We start from the raw sequence: 14,878 nt of genomic DNA, 5'->3' as shown, positions 1-14,878 counted from the left end.
TGACTCTAATGTACCCTGAGGAATGAAGCTTCCTAGCCTCCAACCGCTCCCGCGATCTTGAAAATAGGAAGATACATGGTGATGATGATAACTCCTACTACCAACCCCATGAAAATCATGATGAAGGGTTCGATGGCTGTGGTAAGCAGGTGAAGCCGGGCATCAATCTCTCCCTCAAAATAGTCGGCGATATCGGAAAGCATCTCCTCCAAAGAGCCGGTGGATTCGCCTACACCGAGCATCCTGAGCGCAAGGGGCGGCATGATCCGGACCGATTCTATGGCTGACGAGAGACTCGTCCCCTCCTCCACTTTAACGACCGCTTCCAGCAGCTTTCGTTCAAGGACCACATTATTCAGAGTCCCGACTGACATCTTGAGTGACTCCACGATCGGAATACCGCTCCCGATAACAGTGGCGAGGGTCCTCGTAAAAGAAGTAACCGCAAATTTCGAAAAGACTTCTCCCAGGAAGGGAAGCCCTATCTTCAGGCCATCAACCCGGTAGCGCCCCGTTTCGGTGGCAGCCCAACGCCGCACTGCCATACCTCCAAAGATCAGCAACACAGTCAGCAGGAAGAAATATCGCTTCAACGTCGAAGAAAACGCAATGAGAATCTGTGTCGGCAACGGCAATTGAGAACCGGCGTCGGCATATATTTGACTGAATGTTGGCACGACGTAGACGAGCAGGAACGTGACGGCAACCGTTGCGACGGTTACAAGGATCGCGGGATAGACGAGGGCTGAAAGGAATTTCTTCCGAACCTCTTCGATCCGTTTGAGAAAGGCAATGTATCGACGGATTGTCATCGGAAGATCACCGGTGCGCTCACCGGCTCTGATCGAGGCTACATAGAGGTGCGGGAATGCCCGTGGGTACCGCTCCAGGGAATCGGAGAGAGCCGTCCCCCCCTTGACGTCCTCTCGAACTTCCCGAAGAATCTCGGGAAGTAATCCCCGTTCGCTCCGTTCGAGGACCGTATCAAGCGCCTGAATGATCGGAAGTCCAGCCTTTATCAGAACCAGAAATTCCTGATTGAAAACCAGCAGGGTCTTGTTGTCGACCTTTCGACGGGAAGTCCCTCTATTCCACAGAAACTGGAGTGGCTTTTTTTTTATTTCAAAAACGAAAAAACCCTGCTCTTCCAACGTAGTCCGCAACATATCCGGGCTTACGGATTCAAACTCCTTGACAACAATTCGCCCTTCGGCGGAGCCGAGCTTGCAGGTGTAGAGAGACATGGGTTTCTCTTAGCACAAAAACTGGAAAAAATGAATCCAAAAACCCGTAAAATACGGGCTTCGGCATCATGTGACACGATTGAAACCTACTTGTTGTGACAAGACACGCAGAGCTTTTCAATGGGGAGGCGAAGATGATAGCGCCCCTGATGACGGTCTGATACAGCCGAGAGGTGCATATTGTGGCAGGTGACGGCACAGGTGATAGTGCCATCCGCGGTAAGGGGGAGTGATTCGCGGTTCAGTTCAGGCTTTTTGCCGACGCCATGACCAAACCCGACACCATGGCACTGTCGGCAAACGGCCGCTAAATCGGCACGGAGGTTTCGCTTTTTGTTCCCTGCCGTAGAAAAATTGTTGAGTTCGACCACAGACAGAACATGACATACTTCACAGTTTGCATCCCCACCATGGGGATTCGCACTTCCTGGCGGAACGGAGATCCCCCCCTCACCCTGCGCCCATACCACACCCGATGACGCAACGAGTATCAGCAGGGTCATGACAAGTGAAAGAGCTTTCCCGCTATCAGTTGTCACGTGGCTGACTCTCCTCAGTAGGATTTGGGGTTGTGATCAACTCCGTGGCACGAGAGGTAACACTCACCGTGGAACGTCGCAACACCCTTCTCGACAAATTTTAGCATCCCTTTGGAATTTGGATAGACCACGGCCGTATTAAATCGGATGAGATACCTGTTATCGACACTTCCGTGGGAATTATGACAGGTGTAACAGGATGTCCCGTTGGCTCCCGCCAGTCCGCCGCTCCCCTGAATGTGGAGCGCATGATAACGGAAGCTCTCGTTACCGAGGATACTCGTACGGTTATGGCAGCGGTAACAGAGGGCGTAGGCGTAGGTACTTTCGGATTGATTGTCGCGAGTTGAATAGCTGTCGACGAGAATGTGCTCGTGAAGCGAACCGTGGGGCCCCCGCGGCGAGGAGGAACTCTCGCTGCCGTGGCAGTCACCGCAGGTGATCATCGCAACGTCCCCCGCATTCACTTTTTTCTCTTTGTATGGCTTGAGAAGACTTACAACGGCCGTATTCTTCCCTTCTGCCTCAACCGGATGATATGAGGGGTTTGTGGTATTGAATTCCATCCTCTTGTTCGTGTAGCGACCGGGAAGATTTGCGCTCTCGGCATGACAGCGGTAGCACAACTCATATTCCTGCGAAACGGACGAAACCAGGTTGCCGACTCTTTTGCCGCGAATCCCGGCAAACTTGTTCGCCGATGAAACAAAGTGCGGATTGTGGCAATCAGCGCAATCCGCATGGCGAGGTGCGCGGGAATCCGTCTCTGGCAACGTCTCGCTCCCGACATGAACTCCTCGGACATCAAAGGTCGGATGCCGATAGGGTTTGGTGAATTCGGCCTCGATATTCTTCATATCGCGTGCCACCGGAGCAAACCCTCTGGGCATCGAGCTGTTTTGCTGCCTGAGCCGTGAAGGGTCGCCATGACAAACGATACAGGTTTCAGGCCCGCCCCCCGCCTTGAAATTGAATTTCAGGTGGCAGGTGGAACACCCCTGCGGAACGGACTGGGGATCCAAATGGATACCGATCCCGCCGGGAGCGGCTGACGTAACGAGGGGCAACGCGAGAAGAAGTACTACGAGAGAGACCCGCACGAAATTCATGATTCGTCCTTTTACGGGTTTGGTGAGACAAAGTTGTGACAGGCAGTGCATACTTCGTCATGGACTGTAGTGGGAGAAACTGTTGCAAGTCCCGAACCGTCATAGACCCAGAACGGGGTGAGCGGCGGATTGTTAACAGTGTCCAGATACTGACTCTGATGGGGTTCGTGGCAACTGATGCACTGTGCCCGCTGGTCCCTGTCAAACTTGATGAAAGTCCTGGCATTGGAAGTCGAATTTACCGGAAGGGTATAGGTATGCGTAGGGTTCTCAAGAGTGTTAAGTCGGGCAACAACGTTCGCCGTGTACTTGAACGAAACGGGATGATGGTGGCTGGTCACTTTCGCCTTATTGAAAACTTTTACCCCTGTCATTACGGTCGAAACACTGTTGTTGATTTCGATAGCGGAATTATCGAACCCGCCATGGAGAATCGCCCCCAGAGCAGTAACCCCATCGTGGCAGCTGAGGCAAAGACGTGAAGAGCCGTTCGGTTCAGCCACATAGTCGCTCAAGCTTTGGGCAGTGGCATCCTTATTTATTTTCAATGTTGAAGAGGTGTAATGGCCAAAGGTCTGAGTGCTGTCGGCACGGTTCCAGAGAGGGGTCTGGGCGCGGGCATTGTGAGGGGTGTGACAGAATATGCAGACCTGAGTGGCGCGCGGGTCCGTCGCATTGGTAGCCTTGTAGTTTACACCGGTATTGCTGAAGGAAAGGTTATGAGGGTTTCCGCCTTGTCTGAATAACGGTCCCTTCGCGGCTTGACCCGTTGTAGCCCAGAAAAACGCGAGGGAAACAACCGAGAACAGAAGAAATATTCGGACCATCAGTTAGCACCCTTCTTCAAATATTCAAACACCTGAATCCGTCTGTTAAATGTATCCGTTAGAAAAATACGGTCGTTTTGGTCGACATATATCCCGCTCGGGAGAGAAAATTCGCCGGCCTTTTTCCCTTTACTCCCCACGAAAAGCAAGAGACGCCCCTCTTGGTCAAATATCTGAAAGTTATCAAAAGTAGCGTCAACCACGTACACATGGAGCTCACTATCAACGGCAATTCCCCGCGGCCTCGCGAAAGAACCGGGTGCATCCCCAATTTCACCGATACTCCGCCGGTAAGTGCCGTCGCGGTCGTACACTTTGACGGCGAAGTTCATCGAATCGGTCACATAAACGGTGCCAGTACGGTCCACCGCCACATTGGATGGAAAGCTGAGCGGCTCGCCACTTCCCTGTTTGGGGAACTCACCGAGATAAGCACCATCCGCTGAGAAAACCTTCAAATTATGTGCCAAGACATCAACTACAAAAATTTCACCGGCACTATTGACAGCGATCCCGGCAGGACGCTTAAAAGCAATCTTCCCATGACCAAGCTCATACTTGAACTTTCCCCCCGGGGAAAAGACGTAGACCCTGGCATTCACCGAATCTGACACGAGGAGGTTTCCAGCGCCATCAAGTGCAACGGCAACGGGGCTGATCAACTGCTCATCACTGCCCGCGTGGAGAAGATAATCAACCTCATGCCGAGCAAGATCGTAACAATGGACTACCCCGGCACCGGGATCCGCCACGTAAAGCATGGCACCATTCCAGACCAGACCATAGGGGGCGGAGAAGGGAACTGAAATTTTCTTCTCACCGGTGATCATTTCCCAGAATTGGCCGACCTTCCCCTGCTTTTCCACAACCTGATCCGGACCGGTTATTTCACGAAGAAAACGTATTTTAGGAGGGGCAGGTGGCGGAGGCCAGACGAGATCGACAGCAGGATCACGAAGGACAACCGGTGCAGGAGAAAACGCAGTGCATGCAGGGAGAACGGCCAAAAACATGGCCATCAGAAAGGGCCACGTGAAACGAGTCATGCGTATCATGCCTGAACCATTCCCACTATCCATAGCGAGAAAAAAACGACGACCGCCATCCCCCATCGCCACGCGGGAGTTCTTTCAAAAATGCCGCGAGAGGGGAATGCTGTGACGATAAAACAGACCGTCGACGCAATCCATCCCCACAACCCGAGTTCGCAGGCTATTGACCATCCATCATGAAGCATTGTCACTGCTCCTCCGCCGGAAAATCCTGTTCAGAATGGTTCCCACCTTCAACTTCCAGACCATAACAACAGCTTCCCGGACGATTCTCTTCGACATTTTCGAACTTCCGGAGTGTCGATCAATGAAAATGATGGGAATTTCTCCGACCCGAAAACCTTTTTCAACGCAGCGATAATTCATTTCGATTTGAAATGAATAGCCATCGGAGCGGATCCGGTCAAGTTCTATCGCTTCAATAACGCTTCGCCGAAAACACTTGAAGCCACTGGTGCAATCCTGAATTCGCAAACCGGTAATCAGGCGGGTATAAACATTGGCGAAATAACTCAGCATAAGGCGGCGCAACGGCCAATTAACCACACTGATACCATTGAGGTACCGTGACCCTACAAGAACATCATAATTTCCCATCTGCTCAAGAAAACGTGGGAGTACAGCGGGATCATGCGAAAAATCAGCATCCATCTCGATAATGAAGTCGGCACCACGACCAAGCGCAACCTTGAACCCTTCGCGATAGGCTGATCCAAGCCCCATTTTCCCTGGTCTGTGGAGCAAATGAACACGAGGGTTAGAGGAAGCAATTTGGGAAACGAGTGCGCCGGTCCCATCAGGAGAGTTATCATCGACTATCAACACTTCGATATCTGTGCGTTGCGCGAGGACCTGCTCAATCAACCGCTCTATATTGTCGCGTTCATTGTACGTTGGTATTACTGCAAATACCTTCAATCGCACCCCCACCGCTCCGCAAAATATGGAGCAAGGCAAATCACAGGCTCTCTTGGTGAATCCCGCAGTGCGGGGGAGTTCACTAAGCACAATCCCTTGTTTTAATGAAATGATAAACGAATTACGCCGAAAGCGTCAAGAAAAACACCCTGCCGACAGAGGTGGATCAAACTCTCTGATTTCAACGCAGCCAAAACCAAAAAAGGCCATGCAATGCATGACCTTTCGATGTTGGCGGGGTCGACGGGGCTCGAACCCGCGGCCTCCGGCGTGACAGGCCGGCGTTATAACCAACTTAACTACGACCCCAAACTGTAAATATTCGGTTGTATGGTGGGCGAAGAGGGGATCGAACCCCCGACATCCAGCTTGTAAGGCTGGCGCTCTCCCAGCTGAGCTATTCGCCCTCTAAATTGGCGGGGTCGACGGGGCTCGAACCCGCGGCCTCCGGCGTGACAGGCCGGCGTTATAACCAACTTAACTACGACCCCAGTAAGTTCCAACTATATGCGGTACAATAATCCGCTGCCATCCCACTCGCAAACGGATTTCTCTTATAACAAAGGCAGCACATAGAGTCAAGCAGTATTTTCTCCCCTAGTGAGCCGTCAACGGCTCCGAAGCCATTTCGTCCCCCGATGGTATACCTTGCGCTGCCGCCTGAATGGGCTCGCCGAGAAGGGCTCGAGAAAGCACCTCGTCCATATGCGCTACCGGATGAACCACCATCCCCCGATACACCTCACCGGGGACTTCTTCCAGATCCTTCCGGTTATCCTGCGGGATGATCACCTCGGCAATCCCTCCGCGACGGGCGGCAAGAAGCTTCTCTTTGAGCCCACCAATGGCAAGAACATTGCCGCGAAGCGTGATCTCACCGGTCATTGCGACATCCCTTCGCACCGTCCGCCCCGTCAGCGCAGATGTTAGGGCAGTCGCAATCGTTATCCCCGCAGATGGTCCATCCTTCGGTACCGCTCCTTCAGGGACATGAATGTGAATCTCGATGTTCTGGTAAAAATCCCGCTCAAGTCCCAGTATCTGCCACCGCGAACGGACATAGGTCATGGCGGCCTGGGCAGACTCTTGCATTACCGCGCCCAGCTTCCCCGTAACCGTCAGCTTTCCTTTGCCGGGGACCACAGACACCTCTATTGTCAGAAGATCCCCTCCGACCTCCGTCCAGGCCAGACCGGTGGCAGACCCTATAACATCGCGCTCTTCAGCGAGACCGATTCTAAAGCGTCGCGGACCGAGAAAGTCCTTGATATTTTTCAATTGAACGGCAATCTTTTTCTTCTCGCCTTTTACCACCCGATGGGCAGCCTTGCGGCAGAGAGTTGCAATTTCCCGTTCCAGATTCCGTACCCCTGCCTCGCGAGTATAGTAGCGAATAATATCCAGAAGTGCTTTCTCGCCGATGCTTATCTGGGCGGCGGTCAAGCCGTTTGCTGCCACCTGCTTCCTCACGAGATACCGCTCGGCAATATTGAGCTTCTCGTGCTCCGTGTACCCTTCGAGTCGAATGATTTCCATGCGGTCAAGAAGTGGCCGCGGAATCGAGTGAGTACTGTTGGCCGTGGCAATGAACATGACACGGGAAAGGTCATACTCAACATCAAGGAAATAATCGCTGAAATGGGAGTTCTGCTCGGGATCAAGCACCTCAAGCATCGCGGAGGCCGGATCACCGCGGAAATCGGAACTCATTTTGTCAATTTCGTCGAGGAGAAAAACCGGGTTGTTACTCCCGGACTTTTTCAGGTTCTGAATGATCTTGCCCGGCATGGCTCCAACGTAAGTGCGACGATGTCCTCTGATTTCCGCCTCATCGCGCATCCCGCCGAGTGACATCTTCACAAAGTTGCGACCTGTCGCAGTGGCGATCGAGCGTGCAAGGGATGTCTTGCCGACACCCGGTGGACCAACCAGGCACAGTATCGGACCTTTGAGAGATTTTACGAGGGTCTGTACGGAGAGAAATTCCAGAATCCGCTCCTTTACCTTCTCAAGTCCGTAATGGTCCGCCTCCAGAACCTCCTCGGCAGCCACAATGTCATGTTTCTCGCGACTGGTCTTGCCCCAGGGAAGGGACACGAGCCAATCGACGTAATTACGGACCACGGCAGCTTCTGCCGAGGTCGGCGCCATCAGCTTAAGCTTTTTCAGTTCAGCAAGCGCCTTCTGCTTCGCCTCCTTTGACAGCTTCCCCTTTGAAGCCTTCTCCTCAAGGTCAAGAAGTTCCTGCTTGAAGTCGTCCTTACCCCCAAGCTCTTTCTGGATTGCTCTCATCTGCTCGTTGAGGTAGTACTCCTTCTGGTTCTTCTCCATCTGCTTCTTGACGCGGGAACGGATCTTGTTTTCGAGCTGCAGGATCTCAAGCTCAGCCTCCATAAACGCAAGGAGTTGCTCCAACCGCTCTGCACCGTTCGCTACGGCGAGGAGATTCTGGCGATCAGACAGTTTAAGGGTCAGATGGGGTGCAAGGGTATCGGCAAGTCTGCCAGGGTCGGCTATCCCGGCAACAGCAGTCGAGGTTTCCTGAGGCACCCCTTTGGTGAGTTTGGCGAAAAGCTCGAAGGTCGTCTTTGCACTTCGAATGAGCGCTTCGCTCTCCGCTGTCGGATCTGCAATTTCGTCGACCGGCTGAACATCAACGACAAAATAGTCGTTTACGGGAAGAAATGATTCGATAGTGCCGCGCCGTTTCCCCTCCACCAGCACCTTGACCGTACCATCCGGTAATTTGAGGAGTTGGATGATCTGGGATATCGTCCCCACCGAATAGATATCTTCCTTTTTCGGCTCTTCGGTCTTGGCGTTCCTTTGAGCGGCCAGGAAAATGAGACGATTGCCGTTCATTGCCGCTTCCAGCGCCAGGATGGATTTCTCCCTCCCCACGAAGAGCGGGACAACCATATGCGGAAAAACGACAATATCTCTTAAAGGCAAAAGAGGGAATCTTTCCAGATTCCCTCTCGTAATGCTTTCGTCGTGCGAGTTCAATTCCATGCAATCCTCTGGTCAGGCAGACTCCGCTACATTCTCATAAACTATGATAGGTTTCTCTTTGCTGTAGATGACATCCTCGCTGATGACCACTTCCTTCACCATGGTCTGCGACGGTATCTCGTACATGATGTCCAGCATGGCGTTTTCAAGGATGGACCGAAGTCCACGGGCACCGGTCTTGCGCTTCAAGGCCTCCTTGGCAATTGCAACCAGAGAGCCATCGGTAAACTTGAGTTTCACGTGCTCCATCTCGAACAGCTTCTGGTACTGTTTAACGAGCGCGTTCTTCGGCTCCTTGAGAATTTGCACCATGGCACTCTCATCCAACTCGCTCAGGGTCGCAAGCACGGGAAGACGGCCGATGAACTCCGGAATAAACCCAAACTTCAGCAGATCCTCGGGGGTCACATCCGAAAGGAGTTCTCCGGCTTTCTTTTCCATTTTCTTCTTGACTTCGGCTCCGAAACCGAGCGTCTTTACGCCGATCCGTTGCTGTATGATGCTGTCCAGGCCGGCAAAAGCTCCCCCGCAGATGAAGAGTATGTTGGTCGTATCGACCTTCAGGAACTCCTGTTGCGGGTGCTTACGCCCCCCCTTCGGCGGAACGCTTGCGACGGTGCCCTCGATGATCTTGAGCAGAGCCTGCTGAACCCCCTCACCTGAAACGTCCCGGGTAATGGACGGAGAATCCGATTTCCGCGCGATCTTGTCGATCTCGTCGATATAAATGATCCCCTTTTGGGCCCGATCAACATCATAGTCGGCGGCTTGCAGAAGGCTCAGGACGATGTTTTCCACGTCCTCGCCAACATATCCCGCCTCGGTGAGGTTTGTGGCATCTGCCATCGCGAAGGGAACCTTGAGAATACGGGCAAGAGTTTGCGCCAGAAGTGTTTTACCCGAGCCCGTGGGACCAAGCAGAAGAATGTTGCTCTTCTGCATCTCAACATCACTCGGCTTGCCCAACGATTCAATCCGCTTGTAATGGTTATAGACTGCAACGGCAAGTATCTTCTTGGCCTGATCCTGTCCGATCACATACTCGTCAAGGACATCCTTGATCTCGCGGGGTTTGGGAAGCTTCTTGATATCGGGCCCCATCGCCTCTTCAAGCTTGGTTTCTTCGGCGATGATGTCATTGCACAACTCTATACACTCGTCGCAGATATAGACGGTCGGCCCGGCAATGAGCTTCTTGACCTCGTCCTGACTCTTTCCGCAGAAGGAACAGGTCAGGTTGTCGCTGCTGTCGTTTCTCCTACTCAACGGGAACCTCCGGTGATGACATTCCGCTCAATTATGTCATCAATAATACCATACTTCTTCGCTTCCTCACCAGACATAAAATAGTCCCGCTCGGTATCGGTCTCAACCTTATCCAGCGGTTGGCCGCAGTTCTCGGCGAGGATTTCATTGAGGCGCTTCTTCATCTTGAGGATTTCCTGGGCGTGGATGTGTATATCTGTCGCCTGCCCCTGAAACCCTCCGATCGGCTGGTGAATCATGATCCTTGAATGAGTCAGACTGAACCTCTTTCCCTTTTCGCCGCCCGAAAGGAGAAGCGCCCCCATCGAGGCGGCTTGCCCGACGCAGATGGTCGAAACGGGAGCCTTTATGTATCTCATGGTGTCATAGATGGCCATCCCCGCCGTAACGACCCCCCCGGGAGAGTTGATATAGAGGTGGATATCCTTGTCAGGGTCTTCGGCCTCCAGGAACAGAAGCTGCGCGATTACCAGGTTGGCGACACCATCGTCAATCGCCCCCCCGAGGAAGACGATCCGATCCTTGAGGAGTCGTGAATAGATATCGTACGCCCGCTCACCCCTGCCGGTCTGCTCAACTACCATCGGTACGAACATACTGCCCCCCGCGATTTAGAGTTCGTCCTTCGAGACTTCAGTCACAATGGCTTTCCCGAGAAGAAAATTCAGCACCTTATCTTCATTCAGGTGAGCCACAAGGTTCTCTTTGGCATTATTATTCTGGTCATAGTACGACTTGACCTTTTCGTACTCCTGGCCACTCTCTACCGATATCTCACGAAGTTTTGCCTCGATATCAGCCTCTTCAACCTTAACTGCTTCCTTTTTCCCGACGGCATCAAGAAGCAACGACCCTTTGACCTGGCTCTCGGCAACACTGCGGTACTGCTCCTTGAACTTCTCATCGTCCATCCCCATCATCTCCAGGGAAAGGCGCTGATAGGCAAGCCGGTTCTTCATGTTCGAGAGCATCATCTCCAGCTGACGCCCCACGAGGGCAGCGGGAACTTCAATCTCGTTCCGCTCGATGAGCGCCTTTACGAGACGGTCCTGAAGGTCGGACTGGACCCGGTCAGCCTCCTGCTTTTCGAACATTTCAGCAATTTTAGCCTTAAGTTCGGCAAGCGTCTTAAATTCGCCAAACTGGCCGGCAAACTCATCATCAAGCTCAGGAAGTTGCTTTACCTTCACCTCCTTGACGGTGACCTCGAATTTTGCCTCTTTGCCCGCGAGATCCTTATTCCAATATTCATCAGGGAAAGTCACCGTGATCGTCTTCTCGTCGCCAACCTTCATTCCCACAACCTGTTCTTCGAAACCGGGAATGAAACGGCCAGAGCCAAGTTCGAGCTCATAACTCTCGGCAGCCCCCCCCTCGAAAACAGCACCATCCACCGAACCACTGAAGTCGATAACGACAAAGTTTCCGTTTTCCGACTTCTTCCCTTCTTCAACCGAGACCATCTGCGACATGCTCTCCCGCATCTCGCCCAGGCGCTTCTCCACCGCCGAATCGTCAAGCACCAGCTTTTCCTTCTTGACGTCGAGACCCGCATAATCCTTGACGTCAATCTCGGGCATGACCTCGACGGTGGCGGAGTACTTGAGAGGGGCTCCGCGCTTTATCTCGTCACTCTCGATAACCGGATGCGAAACAGGGAAAATCTTGTGTTCGGCAAGAGCCTTGAAATACGTCTCGTCGAAGATGTTTTTCAAAACGTCATTTTCCATCATATCCGCATAATGCTTCTCAACGAGCGCCTGGGGAACCTTACCCTTCCGGAACCCTTTGATGGCGGCGCGCTTACGGATTTGCGCAAAAACCTTCTCGATTTCCGCAGCAACCCGTTCGGCGGGAACGTCGAAAGTGATTTTTTTCTTTACAGTGCTGAGTGCTTCAACGGTACTTGTCATGAGTCGACCTCTCTTGTGGATTAGATTGCAGAAAATTTGTTTGCCTGGAGGATATAACTAAACCTTTGCGGAGTCGAGTTGGCTCTGGGGCGGGATGTCTTTCAGTCCACATGGTTGGTGCGAGAGAGGGGAGTCGAACCCCTACGGTTGCCCGCTGGATCCTAAGTCCAGTGCGTCTGCCAGTTCCGCCACTCTCGCACAAGCTTCCTGCACATACGAATAAGCCCCGTTTGTCACGGGGCTCTCTGTTAATTGGGGTGGCTAGTGGGATTCGAACCCACGCATGAACGAGTCACAGTCGTTAGTGTTAACCGCTTCACCATAGCCACCATATTGGGATTGGCACGCCTGAGAGGATTCGAACCTCTGACCTACGGATTAGAAGTCCGTTGCTCTATCCAGCTGAGCTACAGGCGCAGAGTTGGTCGGGGTGAGAGGATTCGAACCTCCGACCCCCTGCTCCCAAGGCAGGTGCGCTAGCCAGGCTGCGCTACACCCCGTGGAATTTGTATAACTAGCACATCACGTTTCGCCATGCAAGCATTTTTATACGGACCCGCCAGCAGCCAGATACTCCTTGAGAGCGTTCAAAGCCCTCCCCCGATGACTGACCTGGTTTTTTTCATCCAGTGAAAGTTCGGCAAGGGTCTTATCGAAAGCAGGAACCAGAAACAGTGGATCGTAGCCAAACCCTTCCGTCCCCCTCTCCTCTGTGAGCAACACCCCCGAAAGCGTGCCTTTGAACGACTCGCATCTCCCGTCGGGGCAGCAGAGGGCGATAACGCAATGGAACGCGGCGCTCCTTTCAGAGGGCGGGGTATTTGCCAAGGCCTGTAACAGCTTCATGTTGTTCTGTTCGTCGGTGGCCGATTCACCGGCATACCGGGCCGAGTAGACCCCGGGCTCCCCTCCCAGGGCATCGACAGCAAGGCCGGAATCATCGGCAAGTGCCATCACCCCCGTGGCCTGCGCCGCTACCCGGGCCTTCTTGACGGCATTCGCCTCGAATGTTTCGCCATCCTCGACCACGTCAGGGAGATCCGGGAAATCTGCTGAAGAGAGGAGCAAAAACCCCATGCCGGACAGCAGTTGCTCGAACTCCTTCAATTTACCCCTGTTGCGAGTTGCGACAACCAGTTGCTTCATTGCCGCAGTGCCTCTTGCTGAACGACGAAGAGCTGCCGAATTCCCGCCATGGCCAGATTACGCATGGCATCCATCTGCTCACACGTAAAAGGCTCGGCTTCGGCCGTCCCTTGAACCTCCACGAACCGGTTCGAAGAAGTCATGACAAAGTTCATGTCAACCTCGGCGGAAGAGTCCTCGCGGTAGTCAAGATCAAGCAGAGCGGTACCATCAACGATCCCGACGCTTACGGCCGCGACTGCCTCCCTGATCGGCAGCGACGCGAGTGCCCCACGGTCAACCAGCCACTGAAGCGCATCAACAAGGGCAACATAGGCCCCGGTAATGGAAGCGGTCCTGGTGCCTCCATCGGCCTGGATTACGTCACAGTCTATCAACACCGACCTTTCGCCGAGAAGCGTCAAATCCATGACGGCCCGAAGGGACCGTCCGATCAAACGCTGAATCTCGTGGGTCCTCCCACCGATCTTCCCCCGTGCGGCTTCCCGAGACGAGCGGCTATGGGTTGCACGGGGGAGCATGGAATACTCAGCCGTCACCCATCCGCTCCCTTTTCCGCGCAGAAAGGGAGGAACACTCTCTTCCACCGAGGCGGTACAGATAACCTTGGTATCTCCGAACTCCACAAGTACGGCCCCTTCGGCATGTTTGAGATAATTGCGGGTGATTTTTATCGCTCTGAGGGATTCGGCCCCACGACCATCAGTACGCATATGACTCCTCTTGTTCTGGATTCAAGCAGCAACGTACCTTAAACGATCGGCATACCCTTGTCAATCAGCCGTTCGGGAGCCTCGCGACGCATTCCTCAGATTGCCAAGAGAAACGGCCTCTGCCTCTTCGAGTCCCAGCTCGACCAGAATTCTTGTCACCAACAGATCCCGAATCTCTCGCGTGTCCTTATCCGACGCTCCGGCCGCATCGATTTTGCCACCGGCCATCATGCCATGACCACCGGCGAGGCCACGCCCTTCGACGAGCTTTCTGATGAGCACACCGGCATTGAGATCGTGGCGGACCGTTCGCACTGAAAGGATCATCTCGCCAGCATAGTGCCCCATCGCCAGCACCGTCTCGATTCCTTCCAGTCGGAGAAAATAATCGGCCATTTCCGCCACGATTTCAGGGAAACAGAGATTACCAAGATTCGTGATGAGGAGGCGGTCGTAAATCGAGGTGTTCTCGATGGCTCTGTTAATGGTGAGGAAGTATTCAACTGGCAGTTTGGGGTGAGTTATCTCGTAAAGAAGCTTTTTGTTGGCGATTGCAAAAAGTCGCAGATACGCATCGCGATCAGGCCTGTTTGCCTCCCTCCCCAAGTCCTGGGTCTCGGATTTGATCGCATAGAACAATGCCGTTGCGAGCTTGGTGCTGATGGGGACCTTCTGGGCACTGAGGTATTCGTAGAGAATCGTCGCCGTAACCCCGTAATCGTCCCGGATGTCGACCCAGCGACATGACCTGCTTGCCTCCCGGCTCGGATGGTGATCGATAAGGATGTCAACCTTGACATCCGCAGGGAGTGAATTATTCCCTGTTCCCGGCTGAGTGTCGAGCATACAGACAACGGAAAACTCACGAAAATCAAGCAACCCCATCGGAGCGAGGGGAATCTGGAGTTCCTTTGCCATCGCGAGATTTTCGCTTCGCCCAATCATGCCCGAAAATGCAATGGTCGCGTCACGGTTGAGCTTCATCACAAAGAGATGCCGAAGGGCCATTGCCGATGCAAGACAGTCGGGATCAGGGTTATCATGCACCACAATAAGTATCTTGCCGCGCCCTCGTACCCAGTTGAGCAGTTCGTCAGTGAAACGCTCCGTATTCTGAACAAGGCTTTCCCCGGCCATCG

The 14,878-nt window shown here is 53.4% G+C and carries 12 protein-coding genes and 7 tRNA genes; all 19 read right to left on the bottom strand.

Features of this window, described 5'->3' with window-relative positions; genetic code table 11:
- Window positions 1-32: 32 nt before the first annotated feature.
- Window positions 33-1,244 (bottom strand): type II secretion system F family protein, encoded by a 1,212-nt coding sequence (locus tag GPICK_RS07175; protein ID WP_039741725.1) that lies wholly within the window; start codon window positions 1,242-1,244, stop codon window positions 33-35.
- A 553-nt stretch (window positions 1,245-1,797) separates the two neighbouring features.
- A complete protein-coding gene (locus GPICK_RS16940; protein WP_084201369.1) occupies window positions 1,798-2,892 on the bottom strand; it encodes a multiheme c-type cytochrome in 1,095 nt (364 codons plus the stop codon).
- 11 nt (window positions 2,893-2,903) lie between these two features.
- A complete protein-coding gene (locus GPICK_RS16935; RefSeq protein ID WP_236685670.1) occupies window positions 2,904-3,719 on the bottom strand; it encodes a cytochrome C in 816 nt (271 codons plus the stop codon).
- On the bottom strand, window positions 3,719-4,831 hold the full coding sequence (locus GPICK_RS07170) for a 6-bladed beta-propeller (RefSeq protein ID WP_236685703.1): 1,113 nt from the start codon (window positions 4,829-4,831) through the stop codon (window positions 3,719-3,721). The genes GPICK_RS16935 and GPICK_RS07170 overlap by 1 nt, the downstream gene beginning before the upstream one ends.
- A 114-nt stretch (window positions 4,832-4,945) precedes the next feature.
- Window positions 4,946-5,689, bottom strand: coding sequence for a polyprenol monophosphomannose synthase (locus GPICK_RS07165; RefSeq protein WP_039745451.1), 744 nt, complete (start codon window positions 5,687-5,689; stop codon window positions 4,946-4,948).
- Window positions 5,690-5,921: 232 nt separating this feature from the next.
- Window positions 5,922-5,998: transfer RNA gene (locus tag GPICK_RS07160), tRNA-Asp, on the bottom strand.
- A gap of 22 nt (window positions 5,999-6,020) precedes the next feature.
- Window positions 6,021-6,096: transfer RNA gene (locus GPICK_RS07155), tRNA-Val, on the bottom strand.
- Between the two features lie 7 nt (window positions 6,097-6,103).
- Window positions 6,104-6,180 (bottom strand) — tRNA-Asp (locus tag GPICK_RS07150).
- Window positions 6,181-6,286: 106 nt separating this feature from the next.
- Complete coding sequence (gene lon / locus GPICK_RS07145; protein WP_039741724.1) at window positions 6,287-8,701, bottom strand: endopeptidase La; 2,415 nt, start codon at window positions 8,699-8,701, stop codon at window positions 6,287-6,289.
- Between the two features lie 12 nt (window positions 8,702-8,713).
- Window positions 8,714-9,967, bottom strand: coding sequence for an ATP-dependent Clp protease ATP-binding subunit ClpX (gene clpX, locus GPICK_RS07140; protein WP_039741722.1), 1,254 nt, complete (start codon window positions 9,965-9,967; stop codon window positions 8,714-8,716).
- Window positions 9,964-10,563 carry an ATP-dependent Clp endopeptidase proteolytic subunit ClpP gene (gene clpP / locus GPICK_RS07135; RefSeq protein WP_039741720.1) on the bottom strand — a complete coding sequence of 200 codons (600 nt, stop codon included), beginning with the start codon at window positions 10,561-10,563 and terminating at the stop codon, window positions 9,964-9,966. Before clpP ends, clpX begins: the two co-directional genes overlap by 4 nt.
- Before the next feature lie 15 nt (window positions 10,564-10,578).
- A complete protein-coding gene (tig, locus tag GPICK_RS07130) occupies window positions 10,579-11,880 on the bottom strand; it encodes a trigger factor (RefSeq protein WP_039741719.1) in 1,302 nt (433 codons plus the stop codon).
- A 115-nt stretch (window positions 11,881-11,995) separates the two neighbouring features.
- Window positions 11,996-12,078: transfer RNA gene (locus GPICK_RS07125), tRNA-Leu, on the bottom strand.
- A 55-nt stretch (window positions 12,079-12,133) separates the two neighbouring features.
- A tRNA-His gene (locus tag GPICK_RS07120) sits at window positions 12,134-12,209 on the bottom strand.
- Window positions 12,210-12,220: 11 nt separating this feature from the next.
- Window positions 12,221-12,297 (bottom strand) — tRNA-Arg (locus tag GPICK_RS07115).
- A 5-nt stretch (window positions 12,298-12,302) separates the two neighbouring features.
- Window positions 12,303-12,380, bottom strand: a tRNA-Pro gene (locus GPICK_RS07110).
- Between the two features lie 46 nt (window positions 12,381-12,426).
- Window positions 12,427-13,026: an XTP/dITP diphosphatase gene (locus GPICK_RS07105; RefSeq protein WP_039741717.1), complete on the bottom strand. Its 600-nt coding sequence runs from the start codon at window positions 13,024-13,026 to the stop codon at window positions 12,427-12,429.
- Window positions 13,023-13,739, bottom strand: coding sequence for a ribonuclease PH (rph, locus tag GPICK_RS07100; RefSeq protein WP_039741716.1), 717 nt, complete (start codon window positions 13,737-13,739; stop codon window positions 13,023-13,025). Before rph ends, GPICK_RS07105 begins: the two co-directional genes overlap by 4 nt.
- Before the next feature lie 60 nt (window positions 13,740-13,799).
- Entirely contained in the window at window positions 13,800-14,876 is a 1,077-nt protein-coding gene (locus tag GPICK_RS07095; RefSeq protein WP_039741715.1) for a DHH family phosphoesterase, read from the bottom strand.
- Between the last annotated feature and the right edge of the window lie 2 nt (window positions 14,877-14,878).

Source organism: Geobacter pickeringii, assembly GCF_000817955.1.
In the GTDB taxonomy this organism is placed as follows: domain Bacteria; phylum Desulfobacterota; class Desulfuromonadia; order Geobacterales; family Geobacteraceae; genus Geobacter; species Geobacter pickeringii.
Note: the sequence above shows the minus strand (reverse complement) of the source record. Positions and strands in the feature narration are given on the sequence as shown.